The following is a 12,021-nucleotide window of genomic DNA, read 5'->3' on the forward strand; positions in this document are numbered from 1 at the left end:
ATTAAAAGGCTATGCTTGCCAGATCTGAAATTTGTCATCGTTAGACGTTCGCCGTAACACAACAATCTCATAATTCCGAAATGTTCCTGTCCTTGGGCCGCCGCCACAATCAATTATCAGGTCTTCGATGCCGTCTCCATCGGCGTCAACTCTCATGATCTCCGCGATATAAATAAACAGGTCCTGTTGCTCTAACTCGATCGTAATCGAGTTGGAACTTGATCTAATCACTTTGGCTCCATGTTGTTCGATAAGATCCTGCACACTCTTGTCTCCATAGATTGCCGCAACATCCTCTTCTTCAGGAGGCGTTAGGTCGCCAATCAGGAAAAGTTCAGCGGGGATGAGGTGCAGGTCATTCACGCCGACTCTAGGTGTTCTTATGAAACTCTTCTCCGGGACCTTAGAAGTTGATACAATTTTCAGGACTTCTAAAGGACGCTCGAAGAGCCACATGGCATTTTTCATGTCCGCATTTGAGTATGCATAATAGCCTGCTTCCGTTGCGTCCAAATATTGGCACAGAGTACAGACGTCGCGAGTCTCGTCATTGTCATTGGTGAGACGAAGTGGCGTTTGTTCGTCATCAATGTAAATTCTGCGGTCAAGATATTCTTCGTAATGTTCGTGCGATACCTCGCCTATCGGATCGTCGCCTAGAAGTTGAATGAAACCAACGAGTGGAAAGGTCTTTTTGTTCGCCTCGACAAACTCAATAAGCTCTTGATCCGTCATTTCACCCGTGTCAATCGCGCCCACAATTGCAAGCTTTAGCTTTCCGACTTTGTTGTCGCGTTTGAATTTCTCGACTAGGTCTTTAACTTTAGCTGCCTTATCTTTTGCTACGGTCAGGACCAAGTGCGCTCTGATTATAGTCAACGCACGTTTATCACCATTGCATCGTGCACAAGCAGGAACTAGATTCTCGTAGCTCGTTAGATCGAAATTTTGATCGAGCCCATGTTCATTTAGCGATTTCAGTTTCAATTCGTTGTCGTTCAGCAGCGACTCCGCTAAGATGTGGTCAATTTCGATGCCATCATAGGGGAGCGGAGTGCTGCAATATGCGCAACATTGATTGTGAGCTTCCCAGAATGCTCGACGCTCAAACCCATTAAACTTTTGCTTTGCCATCGCCGTCGTTGATATTCGTCCCTGCGCTGCCACATTAACTGACAGATGCCCGGAAAAGGCCAGCACCAAGTCTCGGAAATACACCATTATCTGCCGGTCTTTTACACCAAACGCTGGGCAGGGGTCGATGGCCGTCTTTGCACATTCGCCAAACCGTACAAGGATATCGTCAAGGCCCGGAGGCTGCATCCTTCCGCAACTGGCTTCGCGCGCGGCCTTTACAGGTTTGCTTTTGGGATTGGTCACCGGGTTCTCACCTTTCAAAAAACATCGGAGACAACCCAAGAGGGTTATAGGGGCCTTTTGCCGGACTTGTCTATTGCTGTTCGATGAGCCTGATCAACAGGGCGACTTGGCGCCACAGATTGGAAAGAACGGAAAAGACGGCTCAGCACCGTTCCGCACCGTTTCGCGACCCGTGGCGACGGATAACAACCGATTGTGGGGTAGTGCTCTCTCACCGAAAAGTGAACGCGCTATCGACCAAACGCCCTTACTCTCACCGTCACGCCGTTGACCGTGATCGTCTTGTTCACCGACCGCCAGGCCTTCTCGGCTAGCTCCTGCACGTTCAGGACGTTCTGGCCTTCTGGATAGATAACGGTGACTTCGACCGCGCGGTCATGGGGCCGGTCCTTGATCATGATGGTGCCTTTGAAGGTGGGCATGAATGCCGCTCAACCAAGCGCCGAGCGCGGCCCCTGCCACCAGGAGCGATGATCGTGCCAAACTGTTGCAAAATAACTTTCCAGCGCCATTAAATCGGAAAGTTGGAAGGACGAAATTTGGTCTAAGTGCTTGATTTCCTTGGTGGGCGCAGTAGGACTCGAACCTACGACCCGCTGATTAAGAGTTCCTCTAATTCCCTTAAAAATCAATAGCTTAGACTAGGGCCAAGGTGGCGCTGACCGCCACCTGCTGCCTATGTCCGCCAGCGTCCGCCAGTGTCCAGCAGCGTCGCCACCTATTCTGGGGGAGTTGATCATGGTGTTGGTGAAATGGCGAAATCGCGATCTTGCTTTCTTATCTTGCAATCAACCGGTTGGTTTGGAACCATCGGTACCTCGCACACTCTCTGCATGATGAGATAGCGTGTCATTCCTTCGTTTTCAAAGCCATACCGAAATGCAAAATATAGAAATACGGTCAGGGGCGACTTGTTGGCATATGGTGAAAGATCGACCGCGGACGGCGGCGAGATTGTGAAGGTTTGTCTGGCAAGGAGCGTCGTGGGTTTGGAATCTGAAACAGATTTTTTAATCTGATCTTCAATAGCGTATGTAAATTCCTCAACCTCATAGATCAGATTTCGGTCGGTTTGATTTTGAATATCGATACCGGGGTCTTGGACAAAGAAGGGTGAAGATACCTTCGCGACTATTGCTCCCCTCGCGGAGCTCGGAGCCTGGGCAATTTCGCTCATGGCATAGTACGTGATCGCCATTCCGATCAACAGACCAGATGCGCCTGCCGTCAGATGCCGAAGAGCATTCCCATTTTCACCAAACTTAGCCGCTTGATCCCATAGAACGAGGGCGATGCCTCCCAAGGCAGAGGCACCAAGAAAATACCCGCCCGGAATGTTGTCCGCCATCTTCGACAACCCAAACAGGGCGCCGTTCCAGATCATCCAAATGATGGCCTCTCGTCCGTGTCGGCGCAGCAACAATTGGACTGCGCTTGGCGGCTTTGAATTTAATGCGGGTTTTCTATCCCTCGGGCGGCTCATCCGGCTACGGCGACCCTCTGATAAGTGATCGGATGCTGGTGGTTATACTAATGGGAAGGAACGCGACACAATGCGATCAGCAGAAAGCCCAAACACAACATGTTGGGGCGTGTAGGTGGCGACTGGGTGGCAACTAGGTGGCGATTTTCACGCTCTGTTCAAGGTTACCTAAGTCATTGATTTGAGCCTATGTCCTTGATGTGACGACCAAAATCACTAGGAATTTTGGTGGGCGCAGTAGGACTCGAACCTACGACCCGCTGATTAAGAGTAACAGGACGGCGCCTTTAATTTCCTACCGCTACCAACTGAATTTCATTGAAGAGAGCAATAAAGGACCATGTTTTAGGCGTTTCTCGAATATCAACACCTTCCGTTGCATAACGGTGCAAAACAGCGTAAATAGTCCCCCAGATGCGTCCCCCAAAAAAATGACCCAGAGCATCTGACATTTGGAAAGAGGGCCTGGGGGACGGAGGAGAGCTCAAGGCCATGAAAATGAAGCTGACCGATGCCGGGCTCAAAAACTACAAGCCCAGGACCGAGCGCGACGAGATATTCGACACCGAGAAGGGCGGCTTCGGCGTCAGGGTGACACCGACCTCCAAGGCTTTTTTCTTCATCCGCCGTGTTCGGGGGCAGAAGGTCCGTTTCGATCTTGGGCGTTTCCTCCCAAAGGAGGAGCTTGCCAGGGCACGCAAGAATCCCGGCACCGACGCCAGCCGGTATGTTTCTCTCGCCGAGGCCCGGAAGAAGGCGCAAGAAATCCAGATCAAGATCGATAACGGTGTCGATCCGCGAGACGAGATCCATGCCCATAAGCAGGCGACAGCGGAGGCGGCGGAAAACACGTTCGCGGCGGTCGCCAAGCTGTTTCTCGAACAATACCCGAAGGCAAAAGAGAGCCCCCTGAGCGAGGCAACCATCCGGGGCTATCGCTGGGCCTTGAATGTCCGGGCACCCGAGCCGATGACGCAAAAGTCGAACGGGTCAGCGCCGAAAAAGTCGAGATCGAAAAAGCTCGGTGAATCGCCAACCGCGAAATGGGCCGCGCGGCCGGTGAGGGAGATCACCCCGCAGGATGCCGGCAAAATCCTCGACAAGTTCGAGGCCAATGGCCATTTGGCCTCGGCGCGACTTTTCAAGGCTTACGTCGGTAAATTCTTCGGATGGTGCGCGGACCCGCGTCGGAAGCTTGTCCCCATGAACCCGGTCGCCGGCATCGTACTCGATGCCAAGCCTCGCAAGCGTGATCGCGTCTTACCCATCGCGGAGATCAAGGCGATTCTCAAGGCGGCAGACGGCCTCGTGAAGGTGACGGAGACGAAGAACGGCAAGAAGATCACCGGCGAGGCGCAGCGGGCGCTCATCTGGACCTTGGCCCTTCTGGGCCAAAGGCGTGAGGAAACGTCCCTGATGAAGTGGACCGATCTCATGCTGGAAGGCGACAAGCCGCTTTGGAAAATCCCGGCAGCGAACACGAAGAACGGCCGGCCGCATGAGGTCGAGCTGTCGCCTGAGGCCAAAGAGATCATCTTAAAACTGCCGCGACTCGGCGATTTCGTGTTCACGACCGACGGCGAGACGGCGATCTCGGGCTTCTCCAAGATCAAGACCGCGCTCGATAAAGGTCTATCCGATCCCGGCGTCACGCTGGAGCCGTGGCGTTTGCATGATTTCAGGCGCTCCTTCTCGACCGGTTGCGGCGAGCTGGGCTTTGCGCCGCATGTCGTCGAAGCCGCACTGAACCACATCTCCGGTTCGAAGGCCGGTGTCGCCGGCGTCTACAATCACAGCAAATATGCCGATGATTGCCGGCGGATGTTCGCGGCCTGGGCGAAAGCGGTCACGGTGACCGAGGCGGGAAGCAACGTTGTGCCTCTTCGAGCTTAGACTGCCCCCTTCCGCGAGGCACGCTCGCCAAAAAAACCAATAAAAACACGGCACTGCACTGATTCGAGTGGCGGGCTTTTCGCGCCGACGCTGAACGATCGCTAAAAGCCAATAGAACCGACATCTTTTTATTCCGTAACCGGACTAATTACCTTTCGACCTGTGCATTGTGGGACGGTGACGAGCCGCGCAATCGTGAGTGACAAACTCTCACGAGGGCAGTCATGACGGAACGTTGCATTCCCGCGTCGGACGCGTCTATCCCCGATTTAATCCAGGCCGGCCAGCTCCGCGCCATTTTTGGCGATGTATCGGACATGTGGCTTTGGCGCCGTCTCAAAGACGGGACCTTGCCGCCGCCCATCGTCATCAGCGGTCGGCGCTTTTGGCGCAGGGATGAAATCAAAAATCTCATTGATCGCCGGTTCGCACAACTACCGACTGTTTCTGCTCAGCGTCCGTGCCCCGCTGAAAAAATCCAACGACTGAGCGAGGAGGGGCACGGACTTGCTTCCGAAAGCACAACCGGCCGCGACAAGGGCGCGACCGGCTGAGGCATATCATCGTTTCGGGCGAAACGTTCCTCGGCATTTACCCACCCTCCAACATTTTTGCAAGAGCCCGGCCACCGCGCCGAAGCGGGCGCGCCTGCCGATGGCGCTGCGTTGCGGCGCAGCTCGCCACTTCGAGGTGCGGCCGTGAACGCGCCTATCCGCCTTCCCGGCCAGCAGTGTAGGACGTTGACGCGCAGGTTTCCGTGTTCCGTCTGCCCGCTGAATGACGGCTTTATCAAGCGCTGCATGGCTGGCCCGACCAGGAAGCCTTTCCCCGAGCGGCGGATATATCGCACGCCGAAAGCGACCGTCGATGCCTTCTGGTACGTGGTGCGCACCTACAACGATGAATACGTCAACCGATGGCTTGATGAGCATCCGAGCGACAAGGCTTTTTTGCTCGATCTCTATCGGCAGCGCCAGAAGCAGAGGCGCGCGCCATGACGATCGCCCTTCGCGATTATCAGGCCGACGCCATCGCCCGAATCGAGCGCGATCCAAACCGCCGTGTGCTGCTCGTTTGCCCGACCGGCGGCGGCAAGACGGTGATCGCCACGGCTATCATGAAGGAATTCTCGGATCAGTGGAAAAAGGCGCTTTTCGTGGTCCATCGGCGAGAGATCGTTCAGCAGACAAGCCGCAAGCTCCAGGATCTGCGGATATCGCATGGCATCATCATGGCCGGCGTCAGAGATCGCCCGCTCGACAGGGTGCAGGTTGCCGCGATTCAGACCTTGCACGCCAGGGCGATCCGTTCCGATCGAATGGCGCTGCCGGAAGCCGACCTGGTCATTATCGATGAAGCTCACCACGCCAGCGCCGCGACCTATAAGGCGGTGATCGAGGCATACCCAAATGCGCGCATCGTCGGCCTTACGGCAACGCCTTGTCGCGGCGACGGGCGAGGTCTCGGCGGCATCTTCGAATCCATGCTCGAGGTCGAACAGGTGCAGGGCCTCATCGACAAAGGGCACCTGGTAAGAACGAAAGTCTTCGCCCCAAAGGCGCCGCCCGACCTCAAGGGCGTCAAGGTGCGCATGGGCGACTACGTTGAAGGCCAGCTCGCCGAGCGCATGAACACCGACAAGCTTGTCGGCGACATCGTAACCCACTGGCATCGTCATGGAGAGAAGCGAAAGACAGTCGTCTTCGCCGTCAATGTCGCCCACAGCATTCATATCAGAAACGAGTTCATCAAGTCGGGTGTCCGGTGCGGGCACATCGACGGCTCAACGCCCAAGCCCGAGCGTGATCAGACCCTGGAACGGCTTCGCCGCGGCGACATCGACGTGGTGACGAACTGCGCGGTGCTCACGGAAGGCTGGGACATGCCAGATGTCGGATGCTGCGTTCTCGCCAGGCCAACACGGCAGATGGGCCTCTATCGCCAGATGATCGGCCGCGCCCTCAGGAGCGCACCCGGCAAGACCGATGCGATCGTGCTCGACCACGCTGGCGCCACGCATCGGCTGGGCTTCGCGGAGGATCCGGTAGAATGGACGCTCGACCGCGGCAAGGGCGCGCGAAACACAGCACAGGAGAGGCGCGAAGCCAACCTGGGGCCGCGCGCCGTCATGGAGTGCGCCCAATGCGGCGTCATGCGTGAGGGCGGCAAGGCGTGCTGGAACTGCGGCTTCCTGCCACAGAGAAAGCCCGCCGATTACAGAGTCGCCGACGGCGATCTCGGCCTCATCGACAGGCAGCGCCGGGTCCAGCCGATTGTATTGCAGCAGGCTGCAAAGGATCAGTTCCTGGGCGAGCTGCTATGGTATGCGACGGAGCGCGGCTACAAACGCGGCTGGGCCGCCCACAAGTTCAAGGAACGCTTTGGCCACTGGCCGCCCTACGGCAATCCGCCGCCCGCTAAGCCGAGCCCGGAAACCCTGTCGTGGATCAGAAGCCGCAACATCGCCTGGGCGAAGGCGAAGGGCGGGACGGCGGCTTAATGACGACGAGCCGCGAAAGATGGGAAGCCGTGCGGCGCATCCAGCTTGGACACGCGCGCAAGCTCTTGCATCATCGCTATGGTCCGAGGCTTCCGGATGACGACGCTGGAAGGGAGGATCTGCGCATCCTGCTTAACCTGAAGGCCCGGTGCTACTACCCCCAGCGCCGAATGCAGGCCCTTCTCAGGGAGATCGAGCTAACTGCACCCTGGATGACCGGCGCCGAGGCCGAGAAGCTCGCCGCCGAAATCGCGGCCGATCCGCTCACCTTCAAAAGCGACGCCCTCGGCCGCGAGCTCAACCTGGATTGGCGCACCCGTGAGCGGCTGCGCGTCTGGCAGATCGGCGCCGTCGATATGGACGCCGAAGCCCGCAAGGAACGCCGGAAGCTTCGTCACCGCGAGCGCATGCAGCGCACCCGCAAGGCAAAGGGCGCAAAGCCCCGTGCCGAATATGAGGGCAAATCTCTGTCGGCGACCAGGCCATGGGAGGCGGAAGGTATTTCTCGCGCCAAGTGGTACCGTCAGCGTCGTCGAGATCCCATGAGACAAGTCCGTGCGCAGGCCAATGGTCACGCATGAGACAAGTCCGTGCGCACAGTATCTCTACAAGCGGGCCACACACTTGTCTCATGGCACGGAAGAGGGGGGCTCTGGAAGAAGGCGCACGGCCAGGAGCCACTGAGCGACGCAGGTTCTCAGCTCAAAAAAATTTTGTCCGAGCGAGACGGAATTTCCCCCGAGCTTTCAGCCTGAAAAGTTGCGGGCGAGGTAGGAAAGCAAAGCGCGCGCCCCGTTTTCCCGGCCGGGCCGGTTCTCCCGTGCGGCCGGAATGGGGGCGGGGAGGGTCGGACTCTGCCGTTCTGACGCCCCATCGTCCCCCTGAGCCGTCCCCCAAAGACCATATGATCAAGGAAAACCCTTGAGTTACTGATACTTCGCTATATCAGCCCGCTGATCACGGATAAGATGCTCTCATTCACGCGACCACCTGTTATGAAACGTGATGGTATTCACGTGTGTCAAACGGTCCACGATCCGCCTCAAACGGGCGGCGGGCTCGACGGCCTCGCGCTGACTCAGCCGCAAGCGCCAGCGCCCGTTCAGCCGCCGCAGGCTGTTTGACAGCCGACACCGCAACCGCCCGTCACGGCTCATCCTGGGCGATCTCTGCCACGACCGGAAGATTTCGGGCCACCTCGCCTGCTTAAGACACCTGCTTTCGACACAACCAGGCGCGGGAGATCGTTTCGGCCAATCTACACACGAGCGGGAGCACCTTGCTTATTCCGGATCAGTCCTGTGCATTGCAGGTCGATTACGGACAGAGCAAGTTGGCGACCGTCGTCGCCTTGTGTCGTCGGTAATTCGAGGAGTGAATTCGGGCCATGCCCCAGGTGTCCGTCACGAAATCCGGTAATGCGACTGTGCCGCTGCACTATCGCGTGCCGGCAAGCACTCGGGAAATCATCCGCGAGTTGGCCGAGGCGGAAGGTCTGACGGCGAGCAGCTGGGTTCGACGAGCCACGATGAGGGCGGTGCAGCGTGCCCTTCATGAGAGGGAATCGTCATGGTCGTGAAGAAGCGCCGCCGCCGAGATCTCCAGGTTCGGCCGCCTGCGCCTGGCGCCGTGCGAGGCTTGTCGCCCAAAGTCGCGGAGGCCATCAGACTCATGGCCGAGCAGGGCATGACCAGGCCGGAAGCGGCAGCGGCCGTCGGCATGAAGGACGACAGCTTGTACCGAGCGTTTCGCGCTCCGATCGTCCGCCGGCACTTTCACCAATTGATCGACCAGGTGCGCGAAGCCGCCCGTCCCAAGGCCGTCCAGGAACTCGCCAGGCTCAGCACTGAAGCCGCGAGCGAAAAAATCAGGATGGAAAGTTCAAAATACATCGACGGCGCCCACGAGAGCCGGCAGCCGCATGGTGTCACCGTCAATCTCGGCGTCGGCGTGCAGGTGCAGCCTGGCTATATCGTCGATGTCTCGCAACACCGTGAGAAGGCGCGCGAGATCCTGCGCCAAGCCGGCAGCAAGTGTTCCGCGCTGGATGTCGACTACGAAGAAAGGGACCGAACATGACGCGCCTTGAGACTGAGGAAGAAAATTGGAAGCTGCATCATCCGCGCTCAACGGAAAAGCGCCTGGCCTGGCGGCGCTATGTGAAAGACGGAAAGGCAGTCGTGGAGGGCTTTCGGTTCGGGAGTCCGCAGGACGCTCAAGAAGCCATCCGCCTCGGCAAGGGCGAGTGGAGCTTCAATCCGCCTGAAAAAGGGGAAACCCAAATATGAGCCGCCCCCATCGCGTCATCACCGACGATCGCCCGGCCGACCAGAAAGAGATCGCGCAGGAGGCCGGGACCGCCACTGCAACGTCCGGCGAGATCGAGCCCGAGCCTGAGACCAGGTGCGCGACGCCGGCCAAGGCGGAAGAGCGCCTCAAGGCCGCGTCGGCCGAGCTTGCACGCGTCGAGACCGCCTATGATAACCTGGCCGCCCAGCGGGACCGCCTGGAAGCCGAGCTCCTCGAGCTCGCGGCGGAGCACAAGGCCTTGGCCGCCGATGCTGTCGCCGGAAAAATTGCAGCTCGGGAACGCGTCAGCGAGTTGGTCAAGCGCCGGCTGATGATTGAGCATGAGGCCTTGCCATCACTCGCCATCGCCCTTGAAGCGGTCCTTGAGCCCATCGGGCCGGCCCGCCGTGCCCACAGCCTGGCTCAAGCCGAAGTGCACCGGCATGACATGATTGCCGCCGGTCAGGCCGTGGTGAGCGAAGATCGCAAAGTCGACTTGGCGATGGAAAAACTTAGCGCCGCGCTCGCCGCGCGCGATGCCTCGATTGAAAAATTTTCTGCGATGGCCGCAACGCCGCTCGACCACGAAGTCGCTCACCGGCTCACCACCAGCGAGGCGATCGACTGCGCCACGGCATTTCATGGCTTGCCAGCGTCCGAGCACATTCACGAGCGCGACATGAAGCCGCTCGCCGCGATCGACGCGATGATTTTGCAACTTGAGGACTGATTCCACATGGCACGTGAAGCGGAGATAGCGAAAGCCGGCGGCGAGGTTGAAGCCGATCGAAGGATCACAAACGTTGAACTTTGCCTCCAAAGGCGAATCGGCAAGGCGATGGCTGAGGACGTTATGGCCGAAATTTCGTCGGCCCGCGCCCTGACGGCCCTGGAAGCGCTCGTGAGGCAAACACACAAACACTACGTTAAAAATGGAGGGGCATGACATGCAGCCCGACACGCGTCGCGCAAATCTTGAGGTTCGGATTGCCCGGCTGATCACTCCCGGCTATGCCCGCGACCTCATGGCCGACATTGAGTCCACAGCCGGGCTCGCCGCAATCGAAGCCTTACTCGATCCCACAGCTCAGCAGGTGCGCCAATATAGCCCGCCGGCGGCGACCGGGAGCGACTGGGATCGGTTGAGCCCGCTCGCAAAGCTCCACCGCGCTCATGGCGGAAAGTGACGCCGTGGACGCTATCACGCCATGGGACGATGCAGACATCGAGCGCCGCCGCCGCGAGAACCTCAAGGCGGTGATCGTCGGTATGATCGGCGTGGATCTAACCACGATTCTCATGGGCGACATGAAGCTGCCTGGGCAGTTCGAGGCTCTCGAAACTCTCGTACGATTCAAGGCGTGGTCGGCGCAGCCGGGCCCACCGAAATCATCCAATTGGGCATCCTTGTCCGCCATGGACAAGCTCGACCAGGCGCATCGGCGCCAGGCGATGCACGATGCCAAGCTCAGAGGGAAAGCATAGCTGATGGAGGTAACGTCCCGATGGAACCGGTAACGATGGCAGCCGCGGCGACGGCCGCGATCGGCGTGGCCTCGGCGGGTGTCGAGACGGCGGGGGCTCTTGCCGGCGACGCCAAGGATAAGGCGGCCGCTGAGGCGCGTGCCCGCATGGCGAAGATCAATTCCGACGAAAGCGAGACGATCGCGCTTGCGGATTTTAAGCGCCAGTTGAGCAACATCAAGGCGATCCGCGCCAGCGCGGGCGGCCTGATCGACACACCGACGATGAACGCGATCATCGACGCTGAGCGCGCCACGTCGGACGAAAACCGGCGCCGCGTGCGCACCGGTTACAAGATGGAGGAGCTGCAGGCAAAATCGGATGCGAAGATGATCAGCGACATGGCCTTTTTCCGCATTGCCGGCGGCGCGCTCAAGGGTGCCAAGTCGATCGTCGGCTCGGGCGTATTGGACCAAAAATAAGGGGAGCCGCATGGTAGATCTTCCCCGCACGCGGGTTTCTGAACTCGACAAAAGGCTGGCGACATACGAACCGGCCACCGTGAAGGCCGCGCAGCATTATGCCGAGATCGTCAACATGAGGTCGATCCTTCGACAGTCAATCCCGGCGATGCGTGATGCGATCATTAGGATTATCAGAGAGAAAAATCCGGAACGGGACGATGCCACCCTAGTGGAGTTCGTCGAGGTGTCGCTCAAAGCCGGGATCGCCAATGCCGCCGAGCTCTACGAGAAGTTCACGATCGTCACGATGCTCGATATCTTTACGGCCGAGGAGATCATCGCTGTCGACAAATTCTATTCCTCGGACGTCGGCCGCAGCATGCTGAAGAAGATGCCGCAGGTAACGGCGCGGATGATACCTCAGATGTTTGAGGTCATGCAGAGGCAGATCGTTCCCCTGGTGCTCGAGGAAGCGCAGAAGGCACTGAAGGCGAACTCCAGCCCCGGCCGCGCGGTCACCGACGGAGCACAGCCACAATACCATTGAG

At 58.5% G+C, this 12,021-nt stretch carries 16 protein-coding genes; 13 read left to right on the forward strand and 3 right to left on the reverse strand.

What is annotated here, in order from left to right:
- Window positions 1-9: 9 nt before the first annotated feature.
- The 3 genes from DS839_RS00700 to DS839_RS00710 form a co-directional block, all read right to left on the reverse strand.
- The gene (locus DS839_RS00700; RefSeq protein ID WP_162918202.1) at window positions 10-1,380 is read right to left on the reverse strand and encodes an HNH endonuclease; all 1,371 of its coding nucleotides are present in this window, start codon (window positions 1,378-1,380) and stop codon (window positions 10-12) included.
- A 230-nt stretch (window positions 1,381-1,610) separates the two neighbouring features.
- Complete coding sequence (locus DS839_RS00705) at window positions 1,611-1,802, reverse strand: hypothetical protein (RefSeq protein WP_119268362.1); 192 nt, start codon at window positions 1,800-1,802, stop codon at window positions 1,611-1,613.
- A gap of 314 nt (window positions 1,803-2,116) precedes the next feature.
- Window positions 2,117-2,764 (reverse strand): hypothetical protein, encoded by a 648-nt coding sequence (locus tag DS839_RS00710; RefSeq protein ID WP_119268363.1) that lies wholly within the window; start codon window positions 2,762-2,764, stop codon window positions 2,117-2,119.
- 591 nt (window positions 2,765-3,355) lie between these two features.
- Here DS839_RS00710 and DS839_RS00715 point away from each other — a divergent pair.
- From DS839_RS00715 to DS839_RS00770, 13 genes are all read left to right on the forward strand, one after another.
- Window positions 3,356-4,756, forward strand: coding sequence for a tyrosine-type recombinase/integrase (locus DS839_RS00715; RefSeq protein WP_119268364.1), 1,401 nt, complete (start codon window positions 3,356-3,358; stop codon window positions 4,754-4,756).
- A 224-nt stretch (window positions 4,757-4,980) separates the two neighbouring features.
- On the forward strand, window positions 4,981-5,310 hold the full coding sequence (locus DS839_RS36210) for a helix-turn-helix transcriptional regulator (protein WP_162918203.1): 330 nt from the start codon (window positions 4,981-4,983) through the stop codon (window positions 5,308-5,310).
- Window positions 5,311-5,556: 246 nt separating this feature from the next.
- Window positions 5,557-5,754, forward strand: coding sequence for a hypothetical protein (locus tag DS839_RS00720; protein WP_119268365.1), 198 nt, complete (start codon window positions 5,557-5,559; stop codon window positions 5,752-5,754).
- A complete protein-coding gene (locus DS839_RS00725) occupies window positions 5,751-7,256 on the forward strand; it encodes a DEAD/DEAH box helicase (protein ID WP_119268366.1) in 1,506 nt (501 codons plus the stop codon). The genes DS839_RS00720 and DS839_RS00725 overlap by 4 nt, the downstream gene beginning before the upstream one ends.
- Window positions 7,199-7,837 (forward strand): hypothetical protein, encoded by a 639-nt coding sequence (locus tag DS839_RS00730; protein ID WP_162918204.1) that lies wholly within the window; start codon window positions 7,199-7,201, stop codon window positions 7,835-7,837. Before DS839_RS00725 ends, DS839_RS00730 begins: the two co-directional genes overlap by 58 nt.
- A gap of 988 nt (window positions 7,838-8,825) precedes the next feature.
- On the forward strand, window positions 8,826-9,335 hold the full coding sequence (locus DS839_RS00735) for a hypothetical protein (RefSeq protein ID WP_119268368.1): 510 nt from the start codon (window positions 8,826-8,828) through the stop codon (window positions 9,333-9,335).
- Window positions 9,332-9,544, forward strand: coding sequence for a hypothetical protein (locus DS839_RS00740; protein ID WP_119268369.1), 213 nt, complete (start codon window positions 9,332-9,334; stop codon window positions 9,542-9,544). Before DS839_RS00735 ends, DS839_RS00740 begins: the two co-directional genes overlap by 4 nt.
- On the forward strand, window positions 9,541-10,275 hold the full coding sequence (locus DS839_RS00745) for a hypothetical protein (RefSeq protein ID WP_119268370.1): 735 nt from the start codon (window positions 9,541-9,543) through the stop codon (window positions 10,273-10,275). Before DS839_RS00740 ends, DS839_RS00745 begins: the two co-directional genes overlap by 4 nt.
- A gap of 6 nt (window positions 10,276-10,281) precedes the next feature.
- A complete protein-coding gene (locus DS839_RS00750) occupies window positions 10,282-10,491 on the forward strand; it encodes a hypothetical protein (protein WP_119268371.1) in 210 nt (69 codons plus the stop codon).
- Window position 10,492: 1 nt separating this feature from the next.
- Complete coding sequence (locus DS839_RS00755; protein WP_162918205.1) at window positions 10,493-10,732, forward strand: hypothetical protein; 240 nt, start codon at window positions 10,493-10,495, stop codon at window positions 10,730-10,732.
- A gap of 4 nt (window positions 10,733-10,736) precedes the next feature.
- Window positions 10,737-11,030, forward strand: coding sequence for a hypothetical protein (locus DS839_RS00760; protein WP_119268373.1), 294 nt, complete (start codon window positions 10,737-10,739; stop codon window positions 11,028-11,030).
- Window positions 11,031-11,050: 20 nt separating this feature from the next.
- Window positions 11,051-11,491: a hypothetical protein gene (locus DS839_RS00765; protein ID WP_119268374.1), complete on the forward strand. Its 441-nt coding sequence runs from the start codon at window positions 11,051-11,053 to the stop codon at window positions 11,489-11,491.
- Between the two features lie 10 nt (window positions 11,492-11,501).
- Entirely contained in the window at window positions 11,502-12,020 is a 519-nt protein-coding gene (locus tag DS839_RS00770) for a DUF2059 domain-containing protein (RefSeq protein WP_119268375.1), read from the forward strand.
- The last annotated feature ends 1 nt before the right edge of the window (window position 12,021 follow it).

The organism is Taklimakanibacter deserti (genome assembly GCA_003574785.1).

Coding starts and splice junctions, on each gene's coding strand:
- DS839_RS00705 (WP_119268362.1), bottom strand. CDS start 1,802: ATGCCCACCTTCAAAGGCACCATCATGATCAAGGACCGGCCCCATGAC.
- DS839_RS00710 (WP_119268363.1), bottom strand. CDS start 2,764: ATGATCTGGAACGGCGCCCTGTTTGGGTTGTCGAAGATGGCGGACAAC.
- DS839_RS00715 (WP_119268364.1), top strand. CDS start 3,356: ATGAAAATGAAGCTGACCGATGCCGGGCTCAAAAACTACAAGCCCAGG.
- DS839_RS36210 (WP_162918203.1), top strand. CDS start 4,981: ATGACGGAACGTTGCATTCCCGCGTCGGACGCGTCTATCCCCGATTTA.
- DS839_RS00720 (WP_119268365.1), top strand. CDS start 5,557: ATGGCTGGCCCGACCAGGAAGCCTTTCCCCGAGCGGCGGATATATCGC.
- DS839_RS00725 (WP_119268366.1), top strand. CDS start 5,751: ATGACGATCGCCCTTCGCGATTATCAGGCCGACGCCATCGCCCGAATC.
- DS839_RS00735 (WP_119268368.1), top strand. CDS start 8,826: ATGGTCGTGAAGAAGCGCCGCCGCCGAGATCTCCAGGTTCGGCCGCCT.
- DS839_RS00740 (WP_119268369.1), top strand. CDS start 9,332: ATGACGCGCCTTGAGACTGAGGAAGAAAATTGGAAGCTGCATCATCCG.
- DS839_RS00745 (WP_119268370.1), top strand. CDS start 9,541: ATGAGCCGCCCCCATCGCGTCATCACCGACGATCGCCCGGCCGACCAG.
- DS839_RS00750 (WP_119268371.1), top strand. CDS start 10,282: ATGGCACGTGAAGCGGAGATAGCGAAAGCCGGCGGCGAGGTTGAAGCC.
- DS839_RS00755 (WP_162918205.1), top strand. CDS start 10,493: ATGCAGCCCGACACGCGTCGCGCAAATCTTGAGGTTCGGATTGCCCGG.
- DS839_RS00765 (WP_119268374.1), top strand. CDS start 11,051: ATGGAACCGGTAACGATGGCAGCCGCGGCGACGGCCGCGATCGGCGTG.
- DS839_RS00770 (WP_119268375.1), top strand. CDS start 11,502: ATGGTAGATCTTCCCCGCACGCGGGTTTCTGAACTCGACAAAAGGCTG.